Origin of the sequence: Mesorhizobium sp. M8A.F.Ca.ET.202.01.1.1 (genome assembly GCF_004791595.1) — a bacterium.
In the GTDB taxonomy this organism is placed as follows: domain Bacteria; phylum Pseudomonadota; class Alphaproteobacteria; order Rhizobiales; family Rhizobiaceae; genus Mesorhizobium.
On the sequence record NZ_SRUN01000015.1, the window covers coordinates 87,620 to 112,124 of the forward strand.

Consider the following 24,505-nt stretch of genomic DNA (forward strand, 5'->3'; position numbering starts at 1 on the left):
GTTGCGGTGGTGGTTTTGGCAATGCGGCCCGTCCTGACTTCGTCTTTCCTGCTTGGCTTCGTTTCGTTGATTGGCGCGACAGCGCTGCAAGCCAGTCCGGCGGCAGCACAGTCGACGTGGTTCAAGGCGCGATCGACGCAATCTTCTGCCGCCGCCGTGGGTGGAAGCACCAGCGTCCCCTACGGTTGGATCGACTTCTGTCATCGCCGGCCAAAAGAGTGCAAGGTGCCCGCTCTGCCGGCCGCGAATGTCAAGCTGACAGCACGGAACCTCCGCATCCTCAAGCGGATAAATCAGAAGGCGAACAGCGCCATCAAACCCGTCAGCAATTTCGATCACTGGGGCACGATGGCGGACCATTGGGATTACCCGGTTGACGGCAAGGGCGATTGCAAGATCTACGCACTCTACAAACGCAAGCTCCTTCAGGAGGCTGGATTTCCCAGACAGGCGCTGCTGATGACGGTCGTGCGCGACCTCAACAATGAGGGCCACACCATCCTGACGGTGAAAACCGACAAAGGCGATCTCGTCCTCGACAATATGGTCGACGAAATCAGGCCCTGGAACGCGACCGGCTACTACTTTCTGAAACGTCAGTCGCAGCAGAATCCGAATGTCTGGCAGTCGGTCAACCAGCGAGGCGGCACGCCGAAAACCTGACGGATGCCGCCAAGCGCGTAATCTGAGCGGCCGGAGCGATCGCCTTTGACGGGCTGATGCGCCACACCAGAGGCCCCCTGTCTGGCAACGAGCAAGGATGTTCGCCCCGCGAACGGAAAGGGCGCCTCCCGGCCGCGGCAGCCTACTGGTTGCAGGCCGGTTCGCCCTGCTTTCCGCAAGACGGCTTTTTCTTGAGCTGCTGTGGCGGCTGCTCCTGCGGGAGACGCCGCTCTTGCATCTGCTGTCTCGGCTGCGCCCGGAATTCCGGCTTCGGCTCCGATCTCTGCGGCCGGAGCACCTGCTCGTTAGGCCTTTCCTGTCTCAACTGACGCTGCGCATTCTCGTTCGGCCTGATCTTGAGGTTGCGCTGGACGTTAACCTCCGGGCCGGCGGCCCCCTGTTCGCTGTTCTGCAGCCGGCGCAACGTCCTGCCCCTGTCGTTCCTGCTGGCGGAGCCCTGATTCTCGTCGGAGAACACCGCCGGATTGTTCCTGCTGAACCGTTTCTGCACGCCCGGTCCGTTGTCGGTTGGCTCACCGTTGACGGTCGGCAGTCTGCGGAGCTTCCTGCTCTTGTCGTTTCCGCTGGCCGGGCCTTGACCTTGGTTGGAGAACACCTCCGGATTGTTCTTCCTGAGCCGCTCCTGCACGCCAGGCCGATTTTCGGCCGGAGCACCGTTGACGGTCGGCAGCTTGCGGAACTTCTTGCCGTTCTGCCGAGCTGTGCCCTGCTCTCCGGTAACAGCTGCACCGGCATTTCCAGTCGCCTCTTGGTTGCGGCCTACGATGCCTTGCTTGCCAAGCTGCTTCCTGGACTTGTTGCTGCGCAAATTCTCGTCGTTCAGCGCCGGCCTACCGTTGATGAGCGGCAGCTTTCTACCGTTGGCTCCTGGCAGGGCGTGATCGGTTTCAAGCTTACCGGTCGACAAGGTCTTCGACAGCGGAGTCGCGGCATCAGGTTGCTGGCCCTGTATCACACGTTGGCCAGGCTTCGGCGGCAAGCCGCCCTGTTGCTGATTGGACGGGGCCTGACCGGACATGGCCACTCTCTTTTTCAGCAGCGGCGGCAGCGCGACCCTGGCCGCCAGTGCAGCCGAGCCGGCCCCAACCGTGCCTCCGGCCGTCTTCTGGCCTGTCGTGAGGCCACCCTGAGCATTGTGATTGATGGTCTCGTTTTTGATCGTCGTGTTGATATTGTTGATGACGGTCGTGTTGTGGATGTTGTTGAAGATGATGTCGTTCGGCGGCGGCACGATGTGACGCGGCGGATTGATAAACACAGGTATCGGCACGAATACCGGTGTCGGCAGGACGAAGACGTCAACCGGCGGCGGAGGCGCTTCCAACACGACGAATTCCGGCGGCGGCGGCGGCAGGAAGATCACCGCGATCGGCGGTGGCGGCTCGAAGTCGAAATCGGGATCGTCGAAATAGAGCACCGGCCTGTCGACGTAGACGATTTCCTCCTCCGGCGGCGGCGGCAAATCATAGTCATAGACGGTGAATTCCTCCGGCGGTTCCAGCGCAGCGTCGAAATGCTCGAGCCGCCAGCGCGCGTCCCAGGCATGCGGACCATGCCGATAGCGTCGCAGATAAGACCAATAGGCTTCCGGGGTGTCCTGCAGCCAGGTCTCACGCCACGTGATTGCCTCGCGCCGCGCGGCGATGATGGCGCGCACGCGCTTGGCCATCGGATCGTGTGGATAAGTGACGAGGAAATCCTCGTAGCCGCGCATCGTGTCGCGATCGAGAGCCGCGACATAGGCGTCATGAGCATTGAAATCGCGGATCGCCCTGGTTCGATTGGACCGGGAGTCGGCCTCCGAGACCTTGGGCGCGGGCGCGTCCGCAGCGCGGTCGAAGAAGACGAAAGGCGTGACGATTTTCGAGGCGTTCCACGGCACTTCCGCACCTTGCGTCACCTCGTTGACACGCAATCGTGTGCGGTCGAACACGTCGTCAAGCGACAATCCGCCTTGGCGTATCATCTCGGCCAGCGCCTGGGCATAGGCACCGTAGGGGCCTTTGCCTTCGGGCGCGACCGTTCCGGGAGCGGCGTTGAAGGCAATCAGCATGTTCGGGTCGGGATCGACCAACGCAAGGCCGCCGGCCAGCGGCTCTTTCCACTTCGGGAAGGGATTTGGCCGCGCCGCGTCAAGCACGACGATGTTGACCTTCGTCGGCAATCCGGCCAGCGATTTGGTGACATCGGAGAGCCGCATCGCCTGAAGCGGCACGTCGGCTGGACTGGCAATCTGGGCATCGATCGGCAAGTAGTAATTCTCGCCTTCGAACTGCACGCCGTGGCCGGCGAGATAGACGAAGACAATCGCGTCGGGACCGGCGGCGGAGACCTTGCCGAGGAAATCGCGCAATGCGCCGCGCAGCGATTCCTGATCGACATCGCGCGCCCCGACCACATCGAACCCGGCCGCCTGCAAGGTCTGCGCGATCAGGCCCGCATCATTGGCGGCGGTCGCGAGCTCGCCGGCCTGATACGCGCCATTGCCGATGACGAACGCCAAGCGCTTTTCACCTTGCGCGAGGGCTCCGGTCGAGGAGCTGACCGCGAAAAAGATAAGAACGATGATGAGGCCGGTGAATTTCTGAAGGGTCTGCATGTCCGTTATCGCCATCGGTTCATATTAGTAACGGCGAATGGGCCGAAATGTTTCCCAAAGATGCGAAATTAGGAACCCGCACAAAGGCGGCTTTAGGGCACAATTTGGTCGAAAGAACAGAGGCTTCAGAAATTTCCTGCGAACCGGCGGTCGTGAACTACCGCCGCCTCTTCGGCCTTTCCAGCAAGGCGACCGCTTCGACGTGAGGAGACCACAGGAACTGGTCGATGGGCGTCACGCTTTTCAAGCTGTAGCCGCCATCGATGAGGATGCGCAGGTCGCGAGCCAGCGTCACCGGATTGCAGGACACCGCGGCAACGAACGGGACATCCGAGCGGGCGATCTGCTTCGACTGATCCTCGGCGCCGGCGCGCGGCGGATCGAAGACAAGGCCGTCGAAGGCGTTCAACTCCTTGAACGTCAGTGGCCGGCGAAACAGGTCGCGGCGTTCGCCCGTCACCCGCTTGATGCCGGTCGCGAAGCGGGAACCCCGGTCGAGCGCCGAGAGTGCGGCCGCATCGCCTTCGACCGCGTGCACCTCCGACTTCGCGGCCAGCCGCAAGGCGAAGCTGCCGCAACCGGCAAAAAGGTCGGCGACCTTTTTCGCACGCTTCAGATGTCCGCCGACGATCTCGGCCATTGTCTGTTCGGCTGCCTCGGTCGCCTGCAGGAAGGCGCCCGGCGGCACGGCGACCGCGACGCTGCCGAACATGACGACAGGCTTCCTCGGCTCGATGACGATCTCGTCGTCGATGGACAATCTGGCAAAGCCCTGCGCAATGACAAAATTGGAAGCGATACGGCGCTGGTGTTCGCCGAGCTTGCCGGGGTCGTGCGCCGCGACGTCGAGGCCCGAAGCCGTCACGGTGACCGCCATCCGGAATGATTTGGTGGTGGCACATATCAATCCGGCCAGCGCCTTCAACGGGCCGAGCGCGGCGACGATCTCCGGCAGCGAGATCGGACATTCGGATATCGAGATGATTTCCGGCGACAGATGGCGATTGAAGCCGAGCAACATGCCTGTTTCAGTGCGCCGGGCGGCAAGCACGACACGGCGGCGCGATCGCGGCGCGCAGGCGACCAGTTCGCCAATCTCGCAATCGATGCCCTTCAATGCGTGCACCACCTTTTCGCGTTTCCACCCGCGATAGGCTTCGGTCTCGAAATGCTGGAGGGCACAACCGCCGCATTCGGTGAAATGGCGGCAGGCAGGGTCGACGCGCAGCGGCGAGGCCTCCAGCACCGCCATCAGCGTGGCGCGATCCCTTTCGCGCGCGGCGGTGACGGTCTCGCCCGGCAGCGTGAAGGGAATGAACAGATCGCCGCTTTCGGTTTCGGCGATGCCGTCGCCCTGCGATCCGAGCTTTCGTATTGTGAAGCGTGCGCTCATCGGTCCTTGATCCCACCGAGCAGGAATTCGCGATTGCCGTCGCCACCTTCGATCGGCGACAGATGCAGGCCGAGCGAGCGCCAGCCGGGAACGGCATCCAGCCAATCCTGCAGCAGGCCCGCGACACGGGCGGCATCGAAGGGGTCCTTCAACAGACCGCCCTTGCCGATCGCCTCGCGACCCGCCTCGAATTGCGGTTTGACCAGAAAGACCGCGCCGGCGCCGGGCCTCGCAAGAGCAAGCGCCGGCGGCAGCGCAAGTTTCAGCGAGATGAAACTGACGTCGGAAACGATGAAATCCGGACTGTGGCCGGCAAGATCGGCGGCGGTGAGATCGCGTGCGTTCAGGCCTTCGATCACGGTTACGCGCGGATCACCGCCGACATCAGGATGCATCTGGCCGTGGCCGACATCGATGGCCGTGACATGGGACGCGCCGCGTTCGAGCAATACCTGGGTGAAACCGCCTGTCGAGGCGCCGATGTCGAGGGCCTCGCGGCCGGCGGGGTCGAGGCCGAAATGGTCTAGCCCGCCGATCAGTTTGAGCGCCGCGCGCGAAACATAGCCTTGCGCCGGATCGTCGATGACAACGAGGCATTGCGGCGAAACGTTCTGGCCGGGCTTGCGGGCAATTGCGCCGTCAACCGTCACCGTGCCACGCTCGACCGCGTCACGGGCGCGCGAACGGCTGGCAAACAGCCCACGCTGGACGAGCAGGTCGTCGAGCCGCTGGCGTGTGCTGGCTGGCAGAGGCGAATTCATCGGCCTTCTCTGGCGAAAGCCCGCGATGAAGGCAAGGACATTACACGGAACAGGGTGACGTCGTGCGTGAACGGCTGGAGCAGCGGGCCAAGCCGCGGCTTGCGCGCATCGCGTCGGGTCCGGCAAAATGGCCGTCGGGGACAGCCTCCATCGGGGAATCCGGGGAGAACGAATGCTGACGGGAACCTGCCACTGCGGCGCGACCCACTGGACCCTGGAGGGCGATCCCGGCCCGGTGACCGCCTGCAACTGCACGCTTTGCCGCCGCTATGGCGCGCTCTGGGCCTATGATTATGTCGACGAGCGCATTCGCGTTTCGGGGCCGACGGCCAGCTATAGGCGCGCCGGAAAGGACACGCCGTCGCTCGAAGTCCTGTTCTGCCCGACCTGCGCCTGTGTGCTGGCCTGGCGCGGCTTGCGCGCCAGCGATTCTGGCCGAATACGCATCGCCGTCAATGTGCGGCTGGCGCCACCCGAAGCCGTTGCCGACCTGCCGATCGACCATTTCGATGGCCTCGACTCTTTCGACGATTTGCCACGCGATGGTCGCTGCGTGCGCGATATGTGGTTTTAGAAGATGGTTCGCGGAACCTGGCGCTCGATAGCCGGAGACAGACCATCGTTCCGGTTGCCCGACGCCTGTTCACGTGGATGCTCGGTCGTAACAGCGGGCTGAGGTGCGGCGTTGGGCACGACCACAAGCTGCGGCATCTGCTTGTAGGAAAAGCCGCCGCGGATACCGCCCATCTTGCCGGCGACAATCCCTGTCGCCGCCTTTTCAAGATTGCGGTCGTAGGGCGTCTCGGCGGCAGCCGGTACCACTATCACGGCCAAGAGGGCCGTGCCGCACAGAAGCGTCTTCATTTTCGTTGTCTCCCTGCCTGGCTGCTGTCTAGCAGGGCGCCGTTGAAAAACGGCCAAGGGACACGGTAAGCGAAAGGCCAAACGGCAGCGTTAACAATGCGTTATGAAATCAAGCCGGCAAACTGAGTCAGACTGTTCAGATTTTGATTCAGGCGCGCTGGGCGCGGACCGTGTGGCCGAGGGCGGTGAAAACGGTGCGCACGATCCCGGCGGCGTCGAGTCCGGCGTCGGCATACATCTTTTCCGGCTTGGCGTGATCGGCGAACACGTCGGGCAGAACCAGCGGGCGTACCTTCAGGCCGCTCTCCAGCAATCCTTCTTGGGCAAGGAGCTGCAGCACATGGCTGGCGAAGCCGCCGATGGCGCCCTCCTCCACGGTGACCAGAACCTCGTGCGAGCGAGCCAGCCTCCGGATCAGATCCTGGTCGAGCGGCTTGGCGAAGCGGGCATCGGCAACCGTGGTGGAAAGCCCGGCCGCGCCGAGTTCCTCGGCGGCGGCAAGGCAATCCTGCAGCCTTGTGCCGAAGGACAGCAGGGCGACCTTGCTGCCTTCCCGGACGATGCGGCCTTTGCCGATGTCGAGAACCGAGCCGCGCTCCGGCATGTCGACGCCGACGCCGTTACCGCGCGGATAGCGGAAGGCTATCGGCCCGTCGTCATAGCCGGCGGCGGTGCGCACCATGTGGCGCAGTTCCGCCTCGTCGGCCGCCGCCATCACCACAAAGCCCGGCAGGCTTGCCAGGAAGGTGGTGTCGAACGCTCCACAATGGGTGGCGCCGTCGGCGCCGACGAAGCCGGCGCGATCGATGGGGAAACGCACGGGCAGTTTCTGGATCGCGACGTCATGGACGACCTGATCGTAGGCGCGCTGCAGGAAGGTCGAATAGATCGCCGCGAACGGCTTGTAGCCTTCCGATGCCAGGCCGGCGGCAAAGGTCACCGCATGCTGCTCGGCGATGCCGACATCGAAGGTCCTTGACGGGAACACCTCGCCGAACAGGTCAAGGCCGGTGCCGCTCGGCATGGCGGCAGTGACGGCAACGATGCGGTCGTCCTCGCGGCCCTCCTGGATCAGGCTTTCGGCGAACACCTTGGTGTAGGCCGGCGCGTTGGCCGGCGCCTTGGCCTGCGCGCCGGTGATGACGTCGAATTTGTTGACGCCGTGATACTTGTCCGCGGCGGCTTCCGCCGGCGCATAGCCCTTGCCCTTCTGGGTGACGACATGGATCAGCACCGGGCCCTTGCCGTTGTCGCGGACATTTTTCAGGACCGGAATCAGATGTTCCAGATTGTGACCGTCGATAGGGCCGATGTGATAGAAGCCGAGTTCCTCAAACAAAGTGCCGCCGGTGACGTAGCCGCGCGCATGCTCGACCGCCCGCGTGATGGCGCGATCGGCCCGCTTGCCGAGATAGGAGGTCAGCTTCTTGCCGAAGTCGCGCAGGCCGACATAGGTCTTGCCGGAAGCCAGTCGCGCCAGATAGGCGCTCATGGCGCCGGTCGGCGGCGCGATCGACATGTCGTTGTCGTTGAGGATGACGATGAGCCGGGCATCGAGCGCGCCGGCATTGTTCATCGCCTCATAAGCCATGCCGGCCGACATTGCGCCGTCGCCGATGACGGAAATGACATTGTTGCGGCCGCCTGAGAGGTCGCGGGCGGCGGCCATGCCCAAGCCGGCCGATATCGACGTCGAGGAATGGGCGGCGCCGAACGGGTCGTATTCGCTCTCGGCCCGGCGGGTGAAGCCCGACAAGCCGCCTTCCTGGCGCAAGGTGCGGATGCGGTCCCGGCGTCCGGTCAGGATCTTGTGCGGATAGGCCTGGTGGCCGACATCCCAGATCAGCCGGTCATCGGGTGTGTTGAAAACATAGTGCAGCGCCACTGTCAGTTCGACCACGCCCAGGCCGGCGCCAAGATGGCCGCCGGTGCGGGACACGGCATCGACCAGTTCGGCGCGCAGCTCGGATGCCAATTGCGGCAATTCGCTCTCGGCCAGCGTGCGCAGGTCGGCCGGGATGCGAATCCTGTCGAGAAGCGGCGTATGCGGCGTTGCGTTCACGGTGGGCCCAGACTTTCTGTTCATCGGCGGGATAGGCCGCCGGCCGGCGAAAGTAAATGCGTGTCGGTGACGCGGACGGCCAGCCTCTCGATCCGCTCAGCCTTCCGGCAGCGGAATGAATTCCTTCTCATCGCCAGGAACGATATCGAAGCGGCCGGTCTTCCATTCCTGCTTGGCCTGCTCGATGCGCTCCTTGGACGAGGAGACGAAATTCCACCAGATGTAGCGCTTCGAACCGAGCGAGGCGCCGCCGAACAGCATGAAATGCGCCCCGGTCAGCGATGATATGACGATCTCGTCGCCGGGGCGGAACACCAGCAGCCGTTCCGCCGGAAAGACGTCGCCCGAAATCGAGACCTCGCCTTCCAGCGTATAGATGGCGCGCTCTTCCGCATCGGCCGGGATTTTGACACTGGCACCGGGCGCCAGCCGCAAATCAGCGTAGAGCGTTTCGGAGTCCGCCCGCACCGGAGACCGCAATCCCTGGAAATCACCGATGACGACGCGCCCGCTGACGCCGTCGGCATCGATCTCGGGAAGCCGAAGCGCCGCTGTGTTCTCGAACACCGGCGCAACCTCTTCCTTGCCATCGGGCAGTGCCAGCCAAGTCTGCAAGCCGGAGATGGACATCGGCGCGCCGCGCAATTCCTGTGGCGTGCGCTCGGAATGGACGATGCCACGGCCCGCGGTCATCAGGTTCACGTCGCCGGGCTGGATCACCATTTCGGTGCCGAGCGAATCGCGATGCCGGATCTTGCCGTCGAACAGATAGGTCACGGTCGACAGGCCGATATGCGGGTGCGGACGGACATCGAGCGCCTGGCCGGCGCGCAGGATGGCCGGGCCCATGCGGTCGAAGAAGATGAACGGCCCGACCAGCCGCCTCTTGGCGGTCGGCAACGCGCGGCGCACTTCGAAGCCGCCAATATCCTTGGCGTTGGGGATGACCATCAACTCGATCTGGTCGCTGGCGAAGGCATCGCCGGCCTCAGGGTCTTTCCCCGGGAAGAAGCTCATGAACTCTCCTGGTCAGCGCTCGGTGGCTGCCTCAGCCGCATCAGGCAAAGCGGATCGCGGCCTTTGCTCTTAGTTTGGCCGCCACCTCTTCGCGATTGCGCGGATGCTGGTGGGTTTCGAGGGAATCAAGCAATTCGCGTGCCGATGCCGCGATGGCTTCGACAGCATGATCGAACGCATGCTGGTTCTGTTTCGACGGCCGCGTCGTTCCACTCAGCTTGCGGACAAACTGGAGTGCCGCGTCGCGGACTTCGTCGTTGGTTGCCGGCGGATCAAAATTGAACAGGGTCTTGATGTTTCTGCACATCGTTTCCAAACCTCCTCTTGTCCGTTTCAATCGGGACGAACTGTATCCTCAATCATGATCGTGTCCAAAAATCGGTAAGACTGCGAGGGCGCCTTAGTCCGCGTCGAGCGGCTCGGTTCCAACCGGCTTGCCATCGCGCGACAGCCTGATCTTCTCGACCTTGTCCTCGGCTGCCTTCAGCAAGCGGTCGCAATGCGCCTTCAGCGCCTCGCCGCGCTCGTAGATCCGGATCGACTGGTCGAGCGGCACGTCGCCGCGCTCCAGATCATCGACGATCTTCTCCAGCGCGTCGAGTGCCTGTTCGAAGCTCATCGCCTTGACGTCTTCGTTGATCTCACCGCTCATCATTCATCCTTTCATCAGTCGCCCGACATGGGCGGCGACCGAAAATGCCAATCCTTGCAGATCGTAGCCACCCTCGAGCAGGCTGACGAGCCGGTTGCCGCCGTGGCGTGCGGCGCGCTGCATCAGTTGGCCGGTCGCCCAGTCGAAATCGTCCTCGGTCAGATTGATCTCGGCCAGCGGGTCGCGGTGGTGCGCGTCGAAGCCGGCCGAAATGATGATCAGGTCGGGGGCGAAATTGTCGAGCGATGGCAGCACGCGCGACAGGAAGGCATCGCGAAACACCTCGCTGCCGGTCTGTGGCGCCAGCGGCGCGTTGACGATGTTGCCGGCACCGGTCTCGTTCTTCGCCCCGGTGCCCGGGTACAACGGCATCTGGTGCGTCGAGCAATAGAGCACCGACGGATCGTCCCAGAAAATATCCTGCGTGCCGTTGCCGTGATGCACGTCCCAGTCGACGACGGCGACACGCTCGGCGCCGTGCCTCTTCTGCGCGTAGCGGGCAGCGATCGCGGCCGTGTTGAAGAAGCAGAAGCCCATTGCCGTGGTCTTTTCGGCATGGTGGCCAGGCGGACGGGCGGCGACGAAGACATTGTCGGCGCGGCCCGCAAAGACGTCGTCGACGGCGGCGTTGGCGGCGCCGATCGCCGTGATCGCGGCCTGCCAGCTCTTCGGGCTGGCGGTGGTGTCGGCGTCGATGTGGGCAATGCCTTCGTGGGGGATGGCGGCGCGGACACGCGCGACGAAATCGGCGGGATGCGCATAGAGGATCGTCGCCTCGTCGCCTTGCGGTGCCTCGACGCGGTCGAGCGCGGCAAAAGCTTCGTCGTCGAGCACGCGCTCGATGGCGCGCAGGCGGTCGGGCCGCTCGGGGTGACCCGGCGGGGTGATGTGTTCGAGAAAGATGGGGTGCGTGTAGAGACGGGTAGCCATCTCCCCTATCTAGTGCCCCGGCGCCGTAATGGCCATGCGCAGCGGCTTGATCGCTGGGGAAAATCACGCCTGCGTCCATTGGCGTCGCTGCGGGGATTGGCGGCGCTGGGGCTTCGGCGTAAGGTTGCCGCCACTGCCTGGTGCCTGCCGGTCTGTTTGTTTTAGCCGCATTCTGCGACGCCAAATGATTTCACTTGGCTGCAAATGCTCCGGCGGGAGAATCGGGAACACGGTTGAATTCCGTGGCGTGCCCAACGCTGTAAGGGGGACCGCGCCGGTAAATGCCACTGTCGATGACGGGAAGGCACCGGACGCGGGTTGATCCCGAGCCAGAAGACCGGCCTGGCAGGCATCGTCATCCGCATGGTCAGGCGGATGACATCAGAGCGATGTGGGTCCTCTTGGACGCGCAAAGTTCGCTCTGAGAATTTGAACTGCTGCAATCGCAAGGGGATAAGCGATGCCGGAAGCCATGACCGCTCCAATGGGCGATGGATTTGATCAGATAGCGCGTGACGCGGTTTATCGCGCCATGTTCACGCGGCGCGACGTCCGCAGCCATTTTACATCGGAGGCGATCGACGATGCAGTGCTGGCGCGGCTGCTGCTTGCCGCCCACCACGCGCCATCGGTCGGCTTCATGCAACCCTGGAATTTCATCGTCATCCGCGATGCCGCGCGACGGGCGAAGGTGCGCGACCTGTTCCTTGCCGCGCGCGAGCAGGAACTGCCGGCAATCGAGGCAGACCGGCAGGCGCTCTACCGCAAGCTCAAGCTCGAAGGCATTTGCGAAAGCGCATTCAACATCTGTATCACCTGCGACCGCGAGCGCTCGAAAGGCTCGCCGCTGGGGCGCTGGCACAACCCGGAAATGGATCTCTACAGCACGGTCTGCGCGGTGCAGAATTTCTGGCTGGCCGCGCGCGCTGAAGGCGTTGGCGTCGGCTGGGTCAGCATCATCGAGGCGCAAGCGCTGAAAAGCCTGCTGTCTGTCCCCGACCACGTGACGCCGATCGCCTATCTTTGCGTCGGCCGTGTCTCGGAGTTCGCGCCGAAACCGGACCTCGAAACGCATGGCTGGGGCCGACGCCTGCCGCTGCCCGACCTGATCATGAGCGAGACGTTTTGCGGCCAGGGTGAGGCACCGCTCAAATTGGCGGTGGCGCGCCTCGACACCGTCGCAGGTGCGCCCGCCAGCCCCGCCGATCAGCGCGTCGCGCCGGCCGTGCCCCAGCGCGAGCCGCCGAAGGTGGAGAGCGCCTTGTCCTTGAGTTCCCGGAACTTCGATGAGGCTTCGGCCAGCCTGGCGTCCCAGGCCGGATCAGGCACCTGGCCCTCGATGGTCCTGAAATAGACCTGCATCAGGCAGGCAATGGCGAATGGCTCGATGAAGGCCGCCTTGAAAGCCCAGGCAAAGACGATGGCGAGCACGAAAGCCCAGCCGGCGAGTTGCCCGGGCATGACGTAAAGAATGGCGGCTGCCGGAGCCAGCATCAGCAGGAAAATCACGAAAGACACCCCCCACATGATGACCGCCAGCCAGACGGCGTTCTTGACCATGGTCTTGCCGTTCTGGGCGTAGAGCACCACGCCTTGGCGCGCCGTCTCGAACGGCGAGGACGAATTGATGCGGATGTTGTAGCCGAGAATGATCTCGTCGACATAGGTCAGCGACAGCCGGATCACCGTGTTGAGGAACGAGACCAGGCCGCTCAGACCGGGGATGGGCAGGAAGGCCGCGATGCCACCCAGCAGGCCGGTGATGGCGCGGATAGCGCCCTTGACCAGCTGGTCGACGACGAAAAGGATGTTCGCCTCGGCAAAGCGCTCGGTCACAACCTCTTTCGCGTAGGCGATCTGGTTCTGGCCGTCGGGAACGTCATGTCCGTCGATCAGATGCACCATGACGGCGATATGGCCTGCCTTGACGACGTAGAGGATGTATTCGCGGATCCAGTAGACGGCGATCGAGACGACGCCGAAACCGACCACACCGCCCCAAAGGGCAAAGGACAACGGTCCGTCGGGATCGGTGGAGATATGTCCGACGCCGTAGCCGACCGAGGCACCGGTGCCGGTGGCCATGACGTAGGCCAGTGTGATGCCGAAATAGACGACCATGCGAAAGACAATGAAAGGCCAGGTCCGCATCATGATGGACACCGACCTGCCGATATCGAAATCCCACATGCCCGATTCTCCCCTCAGAGATGGCTGGGGAGGATGCGCCCAAACCGGCTATTGTCAATTGCAGGCGGTGGCGGAAGCGCCACGGCGGCTCAGTTTGGCTGTGCTTCCGGTTTCTCGAGCAGGCCTTCGAGCAATTGCTTGAACGCCGCCACCACCTTCCTCGACGTCGCTTCGGGATCGTTCGAGTTGGCGATCCGCTGTGCGGCCTGACTGCTCGCACCGTTGATCAATCGCGCCGCCGTTTCGGGATCGACGCCCGGCACCACCATCCCCTCCTGTTGCAGCGCCGTCAGATGATCGGTCATTGAACCGACGCAGGCATTGGCATTCGACCATTGCGCCGGGTCTCCCAGCACGGCCGGACCGTCCCGGAACATGATGCGCTGGATTTCCGGCTCCAGTGCCATTTCGATGTAGGTCGTGCATTCGTCGACGAAATGCTGCCAGCGGGTCGGCGCCCTCGCCGCGACCTCATTCACCCGGGCGGCCATTTCCGCGTCGATCTCGGCGATAACCGCCTGCAGCAGTCCCTTCTTGTCGCCGAAGTGATGATAGAGGGCGCCGCGTGTCAGCCCGGCCGACGCGGTGAAATCGTCCATCGACGCTTCGGCGTAGCCAATGGTGCCGAAAGCCTGGCGGGCCGCCGTGATCAGCTTGGCTCGCGTCTCGGCAATCATCTCCTTGCGGGGTCTGTGCATTGTTCTGGACCTATCCACATACGTCTCGTATGCCAATTGACATACGCAACGTATGAACTACCTGACATTCATACGCATCGTATGTAATTGTCGCATCATCCTTTGTCGAGGAACCAGCCATGCAAAACCCCTATTCGGAAATCTTTCGAGCCCCCGGAACCAAAGGCTTTGCGGCCGCCGGCTTCCTGGCGCGCCTACCGATCGCCATGGCACCGATCGGCATCGTCGCGATGCTGTCTCAGACGCGTGGCGAATACTGGCTGGCCGGCGCGGTCTCGGCGACTTTCGCGCTGGGCAACGCTTTCGTGGCGCCGCAAATATCAAGACTGGTGGACCGTCTGGGCCAGACACGCATCGTGGTCCCCACCACCATCATCACCGTGATCGCCTTCGCGGTTCTCATCGCTGCAGCCAATCAGGATTGGCCGGTCTGGACGCTGTTCGTCTCGGCACTGGCGGCCGCGGCCATGCCCAGCATGCCGGCAATGGTGCGCGCTCGCTGGACCGAGATCTTCAGAGGACGGCCGCAGATGAACACCGCTTTCGCCTTCGAATCGGCTGCGGACGAACTGGTCTATATTGCCGGCGCGTCGCTGTCGGTGGGGCTCAGCGCAGGCCTCTTTCCTGAAGCCGGCGTCCTGGTCAGCACCGTGCTCCTCGCCATCGGTTCAACGGCTTTCATCCTGCAGCGCTCGACCGAACCGCAGGTGCGGCCGGTGGACCGTGCCACGAGCGGCTCGGCAATAAGGCTGCGGTCGGTGCAGATCATCACCCTTGCCTTGATTTTCATCGGCGCGACCTTCGCGACGACGGAGGTGAGCACCGTGGCCATCACTGGGGAATTCGGTCAGCCGGGCGCCGCCAGCCTTGTCATCGGCGTCTATGCGCTAGGATCGTTCGTGCTCGGCATCATCGTCGGCGCCCTCAACCTGCAAGCACCGCTGCAACGCCAGTTGGCAATCGCGGTCGCCCTGGTCGCGCTTGGCACGCTTTTGCCGCTCACCGCCGGTACGGTGCCGCTTCTGGCGCTGACCGTGTTCATCAGCGGCGTGGCGATCTCGCCGACCTTCATCACCGCCTTCGGCCTGATCGAACGGCACGTGCCGGAAGCGATGCTGACCGAAGGCATCACCTGGGTGATGACCGGCATCGGCATCGGCATGGCGCTCGGTTCCTTCGCCGCCGGCGCGGTGGTGGATGCGTTCGGCGCCCAGAACGGGTTCTGGGTTTCGGTTGCATCAGGCGTTATCGCACTGGTCACGGTGCTGCTCGGCCAGCGCAGCCTCGCCACCCACGAATGCGAGTTGGAAGGATGCGAGGCGGCAATCCCTGCCGAATGACCGCCAGGGTTTGTTGAGCTCAGATAATCTCGGTCTTGGCGATATGAATGCCAAACCCTTCGAGGCCGACATAATGGCGCTCGCGCGAGGCGATCAGGTTGATCGAGGAAATGCCGAGATCCTTGAGAATCTGGGCGCCGAGCCCGATCTCGCGCCATTCGCTCTCACGCCGGCGCGCCTCTTCATGGTCCTCGCGGTCGCCCGACGCCGGCCGCTTGCGCTCCTGGTGGGCAACGCCGACCGAGCCCTCTCTGAGATAAACGATGACGCCGCGCTTGCGCTCGCCCATCGCCTTCATGACGCCGTCGAGCCGGTGGCTGGTGCCGAACACATCGGTCACCACGTCCTCCGAATGCAGCCTCACCGGCACGTCCTCGCCGTCGCGGATGTCGCCGAAGACGATGGCGACGTGATGCATCGTGTCCCAGGGCAGTGTGTAGGTGAAGACCTGCGCCTTGCCACCCAGCGTCTCGATGTCGGAGCAAGCGACGCGCTCGACCAGCGTTTCCTTGCGTTGCCGGTAAGCGATGAGGTCGGCGACCGAAACCTGCTTCAGGCCGTGTTCCTCGGCGAAAGCCTGCACCTGCGGGCCGCGCTTGACGGTGCCGTCATCATTGACCAGTTCGGAAATGACACCGATCGGCGGCAGGCCAGCGAGCTTGCACAAATCCACGGCCGCCTCGGTATGGCCCGAGCGCATCAAGACGCCGCCTTCACGCGCGATGAGCGGGAATATGTGGCCGGGGCGGACGAAATCCGAAGCGCCGACATTGCCGTTGGCAAGATTGCGCACGGTCAGCGTGCGGTCGTCGGCCGAAATGCCTGTCGTCGTGCCGTGCTTGAAGTCGACGCTGACGGTGAAGGCAGTGGTGTGGGCCGAATCATTGTCGGCGACCATCGGCGCGAGGTTCAGCCGCTTGGCTTCTTCGCGCGGCATCGGCGTGCAGACGATGCCCGACGTGTTGCGCACGATGAAGGCCATCTTCTCCGGCGTGCAGTGGACGGCGGCGACGATCAGGTCGCCCTCGTTCTCACGCCCATCATCGTCCATGACGACGACGATCTCGCCGCGTTCGAAAGCCCGAATGGCTTCGACGATCTTCTTCTGGTCGTAAGGCATGGAAATGCTCGCTTCGCTCGCAGGGAATAGGGAATAGGCAGTAGGGAAAGGAAATTTTGGCTCTTTGGGGCGGGCAGACTGGCCTACTGCCTAATCCCTACTACCTATTCCCTTTCCTGTCTGTCCTCGATGCCGCAGATAGTGGTCGGCAATGGCGCAGGCAACCATGGCCTCTCCGATCGGGACGGCTCGGATGCCGACGCAGGGGTCGTGGCGACCCTTGGTCATCACCTCCACGTCGTTGCCGTCCTTGTCGATCGATTTGCGCGGCGTCAGGATCGACGAGGTCGGCTTGACGGCAAAGCGCGCGACGATCGCCTGGCCGGTGGAGATGCCGCCGAGGATGCCGCCGGCATTGTTGGAGAGGAAGACCGGCTTGCCGTCATTGCCCATGCGCATCTCGTCGGCATTCTGTTCCCCAGTGATACGCGAGGCCTCGAAACCATTGCCGATCTCGACGCCCTTGACGGCGTTGATCGACATCAGGCCGGAGGCAATGTCCTGGTCGAGCTTGGCGTAGATCGGCGCGCCGAGGCCGGGAGGCACACCGTCAGCGACGATCTCGATCACCGCGCCGACCGAAGAGCCGGCCTTGCGGATGCCGTCGAGGTACTGCGTGAAGACAGGCACGGAAGCCGGATCCGGGGTGAAGAACGGGTTCTCGGCATCGCCGATGAAATTCCAGTTCCAGTTGGCACGATCGATCGCCTTTTCGCCCATCGACACCAACGCGCCGCGCACCACCATGCCCGGCACCACCTTGCGGGCGAGCGCGCCGGCGGCGACCCTGGCCGCCGTCTCGCGCGCCGAGGAGCGGCCGCCGCCGCGATAGTCGCGTATGCCGTATTTGACGTCGTAGGTGTAGTCGGCATGGCCCGGCCGGAACTGGCGGGCGATCTCGCCATAGTCCTTGGAGCGCTGGTCGACATTCTCGATCAGCATCGACACCGGCGTGCCGGTGGTGATCATCGTCGCGCCGTCCTCGTCGAGGACAAAGCCCGAGAGGATCTTCACCTCGTCCGGTTCGCGGCGCTGGGTGACGAAGCGCGACTGGCCCGGGCGGCGCTTGTCGAGCTCGGCCTGGATTTCATCGCGCGTGAAGCGGATGCCCGGCGGACAGCCGTCGACCACGCAGCCGAGCGCCGCGCCATGGCTCTCGCCCCAGGTGGTGACGCGGAAAAGATGGCCAAACGTGTTGTGAGACATGGAAAAGCGCCCTGCCCGGCATCAAAACCGGCTGAAGCCTGCCTTCTATTGGCGTTTTCCACAGTGGTCAAACTGTCATCCCCGCCGTTTAAGTTTTGACACATTCGGCTGGTTTCTGCTTTCTTCCATTCGCCGTTGAGGACCCGCCGCCACTCAGGCCGGCGCAATGACCAAAGAGGACGATAATGCGTACCCTGATTGGCGCTGTTGCCGCCACGCTGCTGCTTTCCACCGCCGCCTTTGCCGGCCAGACCGAAGGCCTGATCAAGAAGGTCGACAAGGATGCGCTGACCCTGACACTGGACGACGGCAAATCCTACAAGCTGAACGCCGAAACCGATCTCGACGCGCTGAAGCCCGGCATGGACATCGTCATCGCTTACGATGTTACCGATGGCGAAAACGTCGTCACCGACATGCAGTTGCCGGGAGACGGCGACACGAACTAAAGCGCGTCGCGACGCGCTTTAGTTCTTTGTTTTTATGCATGTCGTCTTCCCCAAAACCGAAGTCACTTTTGGGCGACATGCATTAGCAATAGGCCGTCATCAGGCGCCCTAAAGCCACTCCAGGCTCCTGCCTTCAAGTTTGAGCACGCGATCCTGCGGTATCTCCAGGTTCGCGGCTTCGTCCTCGGGCATATCAAGCACGAAGCGAAACAGGGTGCGCATGACGCCGCCATGCGTGACACAAATCGTCTCGCGGTCGATCTCGTCGAACCATGGCTTCACCCGCTCGAGCAGCATCTGGTAGCTCTCGGCACCTTCGCCCGGCGGCTGAAAATTCCATTTGTCGCGAGCACGCGTCCTGCTTGCCCCGGGAGACCGCGTCTCGAGCTCGGCAAAGGTAAAACTCTGCCAATCGCCGAAATTGACTTCAATGAGCCTGATATCGGTTCGGTAGGCTAGCGGATCCAGCTTCATGGCGGCGCGGATGCGTTCCATCGTCTCGCGCGTGCGTCTCATCGGACTGGCGACGAAGTCGAATTCCTGGGGAACGCCGACGAGTTCGGCCAGCCGATGCCCGTTTCCGGTCGCCTGCTCGCGGCCGAGAGCATTGAGATCGGTGTCGGCCTGGCCCTGAAGCCGGAACTCGGCGTTCCACGCGGTCTGGCCGTGGCGCACGATATAAACCAGCGGATACATCAGCTCTTCCGGAGATCGGGCCAGGGCCTGGACGCAGGACAGGCGGAGAGAACTAATCCTTGACCGTCGAAATATCCGGCGCGTCGACCGCCTTCATGCCGACGACGTGATAGCCGGAATCGACATGGTGCACCTCGCCGGTGACGCCACGCGACAGGTCGGACAGGAAATAGACCCCGGAATCGCCGACTTCTTCCTGCGTGACCGTCTGTTTCAGCGGCGAATTGTATTCGTTCCACTTCAGGATGTAGCGGAAATCGCCGATGCCGGAGGCGGCAAGCGTCTTGATCGGGCCGGCGGAAATCGCGTTGACGCGGATCTTCTTGGCGCCAAGATCAACCGCGAGGTAACGCACGCTGGCCTCGAGTGCCGCCTTTGCGACGCCCATGACGTTATAGTGCGGCATCACCTTCTCGGCGCCGTAATAGGTCAGCGTCAGCAGCGAACCGCCCTCGGTCATCAGCGCTTCGGCGCGCTTGGCGATGGTGGTGAAGGAATAGACCGAAATGTCCATGGTGCGCAGGAAATTGTCCCGCGTCGTCTCGACATAGCGGCCGGTCAGCTCGTCCTTGTCGGAAAAGGCGATGGCGTGGACGAGGAAATCGAGCTTGCCCCAATGCTTGGCGACGTTGGCGAAAACCTCGTCCAAACTCGCGGGATCGGTGACGTCGCAATGGCCGGCGACAAAGGCGCCCAGCTCCGCCGCCAGCGGTTCGACTCGTTTCTTGAAGGCTTCGCCCTGATAGGTCAGTGCGATCTCTGCGCCGTGATCGACGCAGGCCTTGGCAATGCCATAGGCGATCGACCTGTTGTTGGCGACGCCAAGAATAAGGCCGCGCTTGCCGGCCATTAGGCCCTGTCCACCCGCCATGTCAGCGCTCTCCGCAAGGTTTCTGCTTTGTGGAGTGCCTATCGCACAGGCACACAGCCCCTTCAAGCGTTCAAACCGGACAGTTCGGGGGACAAAGCTCTCGATCAGCCTTTTTGGCCGCGCAACAGCGATTCGAGCGCGCTGTCGCCGCCTTCCGGCAGCATGATGCGCACATGCGCGTAGAGATCGCCATGGCCGCCGGCTTTCTCGGGCAAGCCCCTGCCCTTGAGCCGCAGGACCTTGTCCGAGCTCGACCAGGCGGGAACATTGACCGCGAGTCTGCCGGTCGGCGTCTCGACCGGCACCTTGGCGCCCAGCACCGCATCCGCCAGCGTCACCGGCAGATCGGCGTGCAGGTCGCGGCCCTCGATGCGGTAGCGCGGATGGCGACGGATGTGAATCTTGAGCAGTGCGTCGCCGGGCTGGCCCGGCCCCTGCTCACCCTGGCCTTTCAAACGGATGGTTTGGCCATCCTCGACATAGGCCGGCAGCTTGACCGCCACCTTGCGGCCGTCCGGGAACATCGCCGTCACCTTTTCGGCGTTCGCGGCTTCCTCGATGGTAATGTCGAGCGTGACGTTCAAATCGGCCGATGTCGCCGGCTGGCGGCGGTCGCCTGCGCCTGGCCCGCGCGCGCCTGAAAAGGCATCGCCGAAAATCTGGCTGAAGATGTCGCTGTTGCCGTCGAACGGATCGCCCCCTGGACGGCCCGAGCGGAACTCGAATCGCGAGCCGCCAGCGCCCTGTTGCTGGCGGCGAAATCCGGCAAAGGGGTCGCCGCCACCAGCCGCGCCTTCAAAACCCTGGAAACGCGGCTTGCCATCGGCGTCGATCTCGCCACGATCGAAAGCGGCACGGTTCTTCTCGTCGCCGATGACCTCATAGGCCTGATTGGCCGCGGCAAAACGGTCCTTCGCCTTGGGATCATTCGGATTCTGGTCCGGATGATGCTTCTTGGCGAGTTTCCGGTACGCCGATTTTATGTCCTTGGCCGATGCGTTCTTTGCAACGCCCAGGACCTCATAGGGGTCGCGCATGCTTCCTGCCCTGGAAAAGGAGTGAGTCCATACTTGCCCCCTATATGCGCTCGCATAGGAAGAAATTCCAGTAGCGGTGCGTCATATCAAAGGTGGAAAATCAGAGCGCCTTGAAGCCCTGCATGCGCCAGCCGCCGGCACTGGCGAGACAGAGTTCGCCCTCGAACATGGCAACGCCGTCAAAGCTCTCGCGCGAAGCCTTGAAGCGGCGGCACGTCTGGCCGCTGTCCTTCAATTCCGCCAGCTCCGTGATGGAGCCGCGCGAGCCGGTGCCGGCATTGGCCCAGGGCACGGCCTGGCCACCGAGCTGCTCGATGTCGGCGGACGATACCGCATTGCCGATCGTCGTCTGGTCGGAGTCGCGATCCGAATCGGCGGGCTTTGCCGAAGCCGATGTGCTTGAGGTCAGGATCGAGCGGTCGACTTCGGCTTTCTCAAGGCTGAAGCCTCCCGCGCCGCAGCCAGCAAGCGGCAGGGCGATTGACACGATCGCAACTTTCGCGCTGGCCGAAGCGATAACGCCCCATTGCCTGCTGTCAAAAGCTTGCGCGATACGCGACAATCGGCAACCTCCCTGATTTCGTGACAATTTGAGAAAAACTATGAGTGATGCAGAGTTAACAAGCGGTGACTTTACCCAGGCCGCCGAGCCGTTTCGCCTTTTTGCCGCATGGCTGGACGACGCCACCAAGAGCGAAATCAACGACGCCAACGGCGTGGCGCTGGCGACCGTCGATGCCGAGGGCATGCCGGACGTACGGATGGTGCTGCTCAAGGGGTTCGATGAAAGCGGCTTTGTGTTCTACACGAATTTCGAGAGCGCCAAGGGCCATGAGATTCTAGGCAGCATGAAGGCGGCGATGTGTTTCCATTGGAAATCGCTGCGCCGGCAAGTGCGCGTGCGCGGTCCGGTCGAGATCGTCAACAATGCCGAGGCCGACGCCTATTATGCGACGCGCCCGCGCGGCAGCCGCATCGGCGCCTGGGCCTCGAAACAGTCGCGCCCGCTGGAAAGCCGCTTCGCGCTGGAAAAAGCGGTTGCCGAATACACGGCCCGTTATGCCATCGGTGAGATTCCGCGGCCAAAGCATTGGTCGGGCTTCCGCATCGTGCCGAAGACGATCGAGTTCTGGCACGACAGGCCGTTCCGGCTGCATGACCGGGTGGTCTTCTCGCGTGACGCCGATGGTGGCTGGAGCAAGACGAGGCTATATCCCTGAAAAGGTAAGGTTCAGCCCTTTTTCCTGGTCATGAATGCCGTAAGGGCCGCGCGCGCCTCGTCGGATTTCAGCCGCTCACGGAAATGCTCGCTCTCCACTCCGATGCGGGCGACAAGATCGTCGCGTGAGCCACGCATCAGGTCGCGCGCGATTCTCAGCGCCTGCGGCGGCTTGGCCGCGATCTGGCCAGCCGCCGCCAGCACCGAAGCTTCCAGCGCGCCTTCCTCGACCACCTCGTAGATCAGCCCGGCGGCCTTCGCGCGCTCGGCCGAAAAGCCCTCGCCGAGGCCGAGCAGGGCGAAAGCGCCCTGCTGGCCCAGGATGCGCGGAGCCAAAAGGCTCGATCCAGCCTCCGGCACGAGGCCGAGATCGACGAACGGCGTGCGGAACACGGTGCGCGGCGTGGCGAAGGTGAGGTCGCAATGCAGGTTGATCGTGGTGCCGATGCCGACCGCGATACCGTCGACGCCCGAGACGATTGGTTTTTCGACCCGGGCCAGCGCCATCAGGAAATCCCAGACCTCCGCGCCACCATCGCCGCCAGTGGCCACCACCATGAAGTCGGCAAGGTCGTTGCCGGAGGAGAATGCGCCGGGCACGCCGAGAAAGACATGGACGCGGATCGCCGGATCGGCGTCGCCTTGGGCAAGTGCCGCCGACATCGTCGCATACATGGCGCGCGTCAGCGCGTTCTTCTTGTCGGGGCGGTTCATGCGGATGATCTGGATCGCGCCCTGGCGCTCAACGAGAATGTGGTCTGTCACGATTGTTCCTCAGTGAATGTCAGGCGGAAATCAGCGCGTTGGCGGCAACGGCAAGGCTGTCGCCGCCGTCGATGACGCGGTCTTTCAACGCGCCGGCCTCACCGAGAAGGTTCTCGGCGAAGAAGCGGCAAAGCGCGATACGGCCGTGGTCGGCAAGGGCGCCGCGCGCCAGATAGGCGCCGCCGGCGGCAAGCGAGATCAGCCGCAGATACGGCGTGGCGCCGGCCAGCGCCTTGTCCGTCTGACCATCGGCCGCCAGTTTTTGCACGAAGCGGGTTGCTTGCGTCAGATTGCCAAGGGCTGAATCCAGGAGATCGGCAGTTCGGCCGAAGCCTTGCAGGTTGGAGGTGCGCACTGCATTGGCGATACCGGCCAGTTCGTCGATATAGTGATGCACGTGCTCGCCGCCGCCGAGCGGCAGCTTGCGCATCACCAGATCGATCGCCTGGATGCCGTTGGTGCCCTCGTAGATCGGCGCGATGCGGGCGTCGCGGTAGAGGGCGGCCGCACCCGTTTCCTCGATGAAGCCCATGCCGCCATGCACCTGGACGCCGAGCGAGGCGACCTCGACGCCGACATCGGTGGAAAAAGCCTTGGCCAGAGGCGTCAAGAGATTGGCACGGTCGCGCCAATGCGCCGCCTCGTCGCCGGGCGACACGCGCGCGAGATCGATGGCATGGGCGCAACTGTAGCTGATGGCGCGGGCGATCTGCGTCAGCGCCTTCATCGTCAGGAGATTGCGTTGCACGTCGGGGTGGTGAACGATCGGCGCCATGCCGGCACCAGCGTAATCCACCGCTTTGCCCTGACGCCGTTCATTGGCATAAGCGATCGCTTTCTGGGTCGCGGCTTCCGCGACCGCAACACCCTGCATGCCCACGGCCAGACGGGCATTGTTCATCATGGTGAACATGCAGGCGAGGCCCTTGTTCTCCTCGCCGATCAGCCAGCCGATGGCGCCTGGCTTGGCGCCTTGAAAGCCGTCGCCATAGATCATGGTGCAGGTCGGCGAGGCGTGGATGCCGAGCTTGTGCTCGAGGCCGGAACAGAAGACGTCGTTGCGCGCTCCGATCGACCCATCGTCCCCGACCAGGAACTTCGGCACCAGGAACAGCGAGATGCCGCGCGTCCCGGCGGGCGCATCGGGAAGCCGCGCCAGCACCAGATGGACGATGTTGTCGGTGAAATCGTGCTCGCCGTAAGTGATGAAGATCTTCTGACCGAAGATGCGGTAGGTGCCATCGCCGGCCGGCTCGGCGCGGGCGCGCAGGGCAGCGAGGTCCGATCCGGCCTGCGGCTCGGTCAGGTTCATCGTGCCCATCCACTCGCCGGACACGAGCTTTGCGAGATATGTCGCCTTGAGGTCCTCGGAAGCGTGCTTGTCCAGTGCTTCGACCGCCCCCATGGTCAGAGTCGGGCCGATGCCGAAGGCCATGGCGGCAGAATTCCACATTTCGAGCGCGGCGACGCCGAGCATGGTCGGCAGCGCCTGCCCGCCATACTCTTCCGGCCCGGAGAGCGCGTTCCAGCCGCCGTCGATCCAGCGGCGATAGAGTTCTTTCCAGCCCGTCGGGGTGGTGACGACCGCGTCCTTCAGCACGGCACCTTGTTCATCGCCGATCTTGTAAAGCGGGGCCACCTCCTCGGTGGCGAAACGGCCGGCCTCGCCAAGGACGGCATCGACCAGATCCTCGCCGAGATCGCCGAACGCTCCGGCATCGAGGGCGGATTTCATGCCAGCCACATGCTTCAGGGTGAACGCGATATCCTCGACCGGTGCCCGATACATGCCGCACGATCCTCCCTGATGCATCGGCCGACCCTAGAGCCAGTGCCGCCGCAAAACCATCCGCCTTTGGGCGGCTCCCGTTTCCTTTTTACGTAAACGTCAAATTTTGTCACGCGGATTTTGCAATCGGGCCGGCCTGTACTAAATTCGACCGATGCCGGAT

Annotated in this window: 24 protein-coding genes, 1 pseudogene and 1 riboswitch; of the genes and pseudogenes, 6 read left to right on the plus strand and 19 right to left on the minus strand. The window is 63.5% G+C overall.

All coding sequences use genetic code 11. The features are described from left to right. Window positions 1-21 precede the first annotated feature (21 nt). Window positions 22-663, plus strand: coding sequence for a transglutaminase-like cysteine peptidase (locus EN845_RS27800; protein ID WP_167531501.1), 642 nt, complete (start codon window positions 22-24; stop codon window positions 661-663). 142 nt (window positions 664-805) lie between these two features. Here EN845_RS27800 and EN845_RS27805 read toward each other — a convergent pair whose 3' ends face one another. The 3 genes from EN845_RS27805 to EN845_RS27815 form a co-directional block, all read right to left on the minus strand. Continuing rightward, on the minus strand, window positions 806-3,283 hold the full coding sequence (locus EN845_RS27805; protein ID WP_127873115.1) for a caspase domain-containing protein: 2,478 nt from the start codon (window positions 3,281-3,283) through the stop codon (window positions 806-808). 157 nt (window positions 3,284-3,440) lie between these two features. Beyond that, window positions 3,441-4,676, minus strand: coding sequence for a class I SAM-dependent RNA methyltransferase (locus EN845_RS27810; RefSeq protein ID WP_127279342.1), 1,236 nt, complete (start codon window positions 4,674-4,676; stop codon window positions 3,441-3,443). Beyond that, window positions 4,673-5,437: a TlyA family RNA methyltransferase gene (locus tag EN845_RS27815; RefSeq protein WP_127873114.1), complete on the minus strand. Its 765-nt coding sequence runs from the start codon at window positions 5,435-5,437 to the stop codon at window positions 4,673-4,675. Before EN845_RS27815 ends, EN845_RS27810 begins: the two co-directional genes overlap by 4 nt. 172 nt (window positions 5,438-5,609) lie before the next feature. Here EN845_RS27815 and EN845_RS27820 point away from each other — a divergent pair, with 172 nt between their 5' ends. Then, window positions 5,610-6,011, plus strand: coding sequence for a GFA family protein (locus EN845_RS27820; RefSeq protein ID WP_127873113.1), 402 nt, complete (start codon window positions 5,610-5,612; stop codon window positions 6,009-6,011). Here the strand turns inward: EN845_RS27820 and EN845_RS27825 are convergent. The 6 genes from EN845_RS27825 to EN845_RS27850 form a co-directional block, all read right to left on the minus strand. Continuing rightward, a complete protein-coding gene (locus tag EN845_RS27825) occupies window positions 6,008-6,301 on the minus strand; it encodes a hypothetical protein (RefSeq protein WP_127873112.1) in 294 nt (97 codons plus the stop codon). The two genes, EN845_RS27820 and EN845_RS27825, sit on opposite strands and share 4 nt — an antisense overlap. 148 nt (window positions 6,302-6,449) lie before the next feature. Next, a complete protein-coding gene (gene dxs, locus EN845_RS27830; RefSeq protein ID WP_189522192.1) occupies window positions 6,450-8,387 on the minus strand; it encodes a 1-deoxy-D-xylulose-5-phosphate synthase in 1,938 nt (645 codons plus the stop codon). Between the two features lie 72 nt (window positions 8,388-8,459). Beyond that, on the minus strand, window positions 8,460-9,380 hold the full coding sequence (locus EN845_RS27835) for a pirin family protein (protein ID WP_127280684.1): 921 nt from the start codon (window positions 9,378-9,380) through the stop codon (window positions 8,460-8,462). Window positions 9,381-9,420: 40 nt separating this feature from the next. Then, window positions 9,421-9,687, minus strand: a complete 267-nt coding sequence (locus EN845_RS27840; protein WP_027035955.1) for a DUF2277 domain-containing protein — start codon at window positions 9,685-9,687, stop codon at window positions 9,421-9,423. A gap of 93 nt (window positions 9,688-9,780) precedes the next feature. After that, window positions 9,781-10,032, minus strand: a complete 252-nt coding sequence (locus tag EN845_RS27845) for an exodeoxyribonuclease VII small subunit (protein WP_127280686.1) — start codon at window positions 10,030-10,032, stop codon at window positions 9,781-9,783. A gap of 3 nt (window positions 10,033-10,035) precedes the next feature. Beyond that, window positions 10,036-10,962, minus strand: a complete 927-nt coding sequence (locus tag EN845_RS27850; RefSeq protein ID WP_127873110.1) for a histone deacetylase family protein — start codon at window positions 10,960-10,962, stop codon at window positions 10,036-10,038. Window positions 10,963-11,140: 178 nt separating this feature from the next. Beyond that, a riboswitch (cobalamin riboswitch) is annotated at window positions 11,141-11,323 on the plus strand. Window positions 11,324-11,494: 171 nt separating this feature from the next. Between EN845_RS27850 and bluB the strand changes: the two are divergent. Continuing rightward, window positions 11,495-12,001 (plus strand): annotated as a pseudogene (gene bluB, locus EN845_RS36195) (5,6-dimethylbenzimidazole synthase); the annotation flags it as partial. 167 nt (window positions 12,002-12,168) lie between these two features. On the opposite strand, the gene EN845_RS27860 reads toward bluB, so the two are convergent. Then, window positions 12,169-13,152, minus strand: a complete 984-nt coding sequence (locus EN845_RS27860) for a hypothetical protein (protein ID WP_245511819.1) — start codon at window positions 13,150-13,152, stop codon at window positions 12,169-12,171. 89 nt (window positions 13,153-13,241) lie between these two features. Then, a complete protein-coding gene (locus EN845_RS27865; protein ID WP_127873108.1) occupies window positions 13,242-13,850 on the minus strand; it encodes a TetR/AcrR family transcriptional regulator in 609 nt (202 codons plus the stop codon). Between the two features lie 119 nt (window positions 13,851-13,969). Between EN845_RS27865 and EN845_RS27870 the strand changes: the two genes are divergently transcribed. Continuing rightward, the gene (locus EN845_RS27870; RefSeq protein ID WP_127873107.1) at window positions 13,970-15,190 is read left to right on the plus strand and encodes an MFS transporter; all 1,221 of its coding nucleotides are present in this window, start codon (window positions 13,970-13,972) and stop codon (window positions 15,188-15,190) included. A gap of 19 nt (window positions 15,191-15,209) precedes the next feature. Here the strand turns inward: EN845_RS27870 and ribB are convergent, their stop codons facing one another. Further along, window positions 15,210-16,310, minus strand: a complete 1,101-nt coding sequence (gene ribB / locus EN845_RS27875; protein ID WP_127873106.1) for a 3,4-dihydroxy-2-butanone-4-phosphate synthase — start codon at window positions 16,308-16,310, stop codon at window positions 15,210-15,212. Window positions 16,311-16,400: 90 nt separating this feature from the next. Further along, window positions 16,401-17,516 carry a chorismate synthase gene (aroC, locus tag EN845_RS27880; RefSeq protein ID WP_127873105.1) on the minus strand — a complete coding sequence of 372 codons (1,116 nt, stop codon included), beginning with the start codon at window positions 17,514-17,516 and terminating at the stop codon, window positions 16,401-16,403. A 185-nt stretch (window positions 17,517-17,701) separates the two neighbouring features. Here aroC and EN845_RS27885 point away from each other — a divergent pair, with 185 nt between their 5' ends. Continuing rightward, complete coding sequence (locus tag EN845_RS27885) at window positions 17,702-17,965, plus strand: DUF1344 domain-containing protein (RefSeq protein ID WP_127279983.1); 264 nt, start codon at window positions 17,702-17,704, stop codon at window positions 17,963-17,965. Window positions 17,966-18,073: 108 nt separating this feature from the next. On the opposite strand, the gene EN845_RS27890 is transcribed toward EN845_RS27885, so the two are convergent. The 4 genes from EN845_RS27890 to EN845_RS27905 all read right to left on the minus strand — a co-directional run bounded on the left by EN845_RS27890 (window position 18,074) and on the right by EN845_RS27905 (window position 21,131). Continuing rightward, window positions 18,074-18,661 (minus strand): histidine phosphatase family protein, encoded by a 588-nt coding sequence (locus EN845_RS27890; protein ID WP_127279984.1) that lies wholly within the window; start codon window positions 18,659-18,661, stop codon window positions 18,074-18,076. A 52-nt stretch (window positions 18,662-18,713) separates the two neighbouring features. Next, window positions 18,714-19,532 carry an enoyl-ACP reductase FabI gene (gene fabI, locus EN845_RS27895; RefSeq protein ID WP_015318818.1) on the minus strand — a complete coding sequence of 273 codons (819 nt, stop codon included), beginning with the start codon at window positions 19,530-19,532 and terminating at the stop codon, window positions 18,714-18,716. A gap of 104 nt (window positions 19,533-19,636) precedes the next feature. Further along, the gene (locus EN845_RS27900; RefSeq protein WP_127873104.1) at window positions 19,637-20,569 is read right to left on the minus strand and encodes a J domain-containing protein; all 933 of its coding nucleotides are present in this window, start codon (window positions 20,567-20,569) and stop codon (window positions 19,637-19,639) included. A gap of 100 nt (window positions 20,570-20,669) precedes the next feature. Next, window positions 20,670-21,131 carry an RT0821/Lpp0805 family surface protein gene (locus tag EN845_RS27905; RefSeq protein ID WP_127873103.1) on the minus strand — a complete coding sequence of 154 codons (462 nt, stop codon included), beginning with the start codon at window positions 21,129-21,131 and terminating at the stop codon, window positions 20,670-20,672. A 40-nt stretch (window positions 21,132-21,171) separates the two neighbouring features. Between EN845_RS27905 and pdxH the strand changes: the two genes are divergently transcribed. Continuing rightward, on the plus strand, window positions 21,172-21,789 hold the full coding sequence (gene pdxH / locus EN845_RS27910) for a pyridoxamine 5'-phosphate oxidase (protein WP_127873102.1): 618 nt from the start codon (window positions 21,172-21,174) through the stop codon (window positions 21,787-21,789). Window positions 21,790-21,800: 11 nt separating this feature from the next. Here the strand turns inward: pdxH and EN845_RS27915 are convergent, their stop codons facing one another. Together EN845_RS27915 and EN845_RS27920 are read right to left on the minus strand one after the other, a co-directional pair. Then, window positions 21,801-22,553, minus strand: a complete 753-nt coding sequence (locus tag EN845_RS27915) for a crotonase/enoyl-CoA hydratase family protein (protein ID WP_127873101.1) — start codon at window positions 22,551-22,553, stop codon at window positions 21,801-21,803. A gap of 19 nt (window positions 22,554-22,572) precedes the next feature. Next, window positions 22,573-24,342, minus strand: a complete 1,770-nt coding sequence (locus EN845_RS27920; protein ID WP_127873100.1) for an acyl-CoA dehydrogenase — start codon at window positions 24,340-24,342, stop codon at window positions 22,573-22,575. Window positions 24,343-24,505 lie beyond the last annotated feature (163 nt).

What these genes read in the sequence shown, in the direction of transcription:
- EN845_RS27800 (WP_167531501.1), top strand. Translation starts at nt 22, where the DNA reads ATGCGGCCCGTCCTGACTTCGTCTTTCCTGCTTGGCTTCGTTTCGTTG.
- EN845_RS27805 (WP_127873115.1), bottom strand. Translation starts at nt 3,283, where the DNA reads ATGCAGACCCTTCAGAAATTCACCGGCCTCATCATCGTTCTTATCTTT.
- EN845_RS27810 (WP_127279342.1), bottom strand. Translation starts at nt 4,676, where the DNA reads ATGAGCGCACGCTTCACAATACGAAAGCTCGGATCGCAGGGCGACGGC.
- EN845_RS27815 (WP_127873114.1), bottom strand. Translation starts at nt 5,437, where the DNA reads ATGAATTCGCCTCTGCCAGCCAGCACACGCCAGCGGCTCGACGACCTG.
- EN845_RS27820 (WP_127873113.1), top strand. Translation starts at nt 5,610, where the DNA reads ATGCTGACGGGAACCTGCCACTGCGGCGCGACCCACTGGACCCTGGAG.
- EN845_RS27825 (WP_127873112.1), bottom strand. Translation starts at nt 6,301, where the DNA reads ATGAAGACGCTTCTGTGCGGCACGGCCCTCTTGGCCGTGATAGTGGTA.
- dxs (WP_189522192.1), bottom strand. Translation starts at nt 8,387, where the DNA reads ATGAACAGAAAGTCTGGGCCCACCGTGAACGCAACGCCGCATACGCCG.
- EN845_RS27835 (WP_127280684.1), bottom strand. Translation starts at nt 9,380, where the DNA reads ATGAGCTTCTTCCCGGGGAAAGACCCTGAGGCCGGCGATGCCTTCGCC.
- EN845_RS27840 (WP_027035955.1), bottom strand. Translation starts at nt 9,687, where the DNA reads ATGTGCAGAAACATCAAGACCCTGTTCAATTTTGATCCGCCGGCAACC.
- EN845_RS27845 (WP_127280686.1), bottom strand. Translation starts at nt 10,032, where the DNA reads ATGAGCGGTGAGATCAACGAAGACGTCAAGGCGATGAGCTTCGAACAG.
- EN845_RS27850 (WP_127873110.1), bottom strand. Translation starts at nt 10,962, where the DNA reads ATGGCTACCCGTCTCTACACGCACCCCATCTTTCTCGAACACATCACC.
- EN845_RS27860 (WP_245511819.1), bottom strand. Translation starts at nt 13,152, where the DNA reads ATGTGGGATTTCGATATCGGCAGGTCGGTGTCCATCATGATGCGGACC.
- EN845_RS27865 (WP_127873108.1), bottom strand. Translation starts at nt 13,850, where the DNA reads ATGCACAGACCCCGCAAGGAGATGATTGCCGAGACGCGAGCCAAGCTG.
- EN845_RS27870 (WP_127873107.1), top strand. Translation starts at nt 13,970, where the DNA reads ATGCAAAACCCCTATTCGGAAATCTTTCGAGCCCCCGGAACCAAAGGC.
- ribB (WP_127873106.1), bottom strand. Translation starts at nt 16,310, where the DNA reads ATGCCTTACGACCAGAAGAAGATCGTCGAAGCCATTCGGGCTTTCGAA.
- aroC (WP_127873105.1), bottom strand. Translation starts at nt 17,516, where the DNA reads ATGTCTCACAACACGTTTGGCCATCTTTTCCGCGTCACCACCTGGGGC.
- EN845_RS27885 (WP_127279983.1), top strand. Translation starts at nt 17,702, where the DNA reads ATGCGTACCCTGATTGGCGCTGTTGCCGCCACGCTGCTGCTTTCCACC.
- EN845_RS27890 (WP_127279984.1), bottom strand. Translation starts at nt 18,661, where the DNA reads ATGTATCCGCTGGTTTATATCGTGCGCCACGGCCAGACCGCGTGGAAC.
- fabI (WP_015318818.1), bottom strand. Translation starts at nt 19,532, where the DNA reads ATGGCGGGTGGACAGGGCCTAATGGCCGGCAAGCGCGGCCTTATTCTT.
- EN845_RS27900 (WP_127873104.1), bottom strand. Translation starts at nt 20,569, where the DNA reads ATGCGCGACCCCTATGAGGTCCTGGGCGTTGCAAAGAACGCATCGGCC.
- pdxH (WP_127873102.1), top strand. Translation starts at nt 21,172, where the DNA reads ATGAGTGATGCAGAGTTAACAAGCGGTGACTTTACCCAGGCCGCCGAG.
- EN845_RS27920 (WP_127873100.1), bottom strand. Translation starts at nt 24,342, where the DNA reads ATGTATCGGGCACCGGTCGAGGATATCGCGTTCACCCTGAAGCATGTG.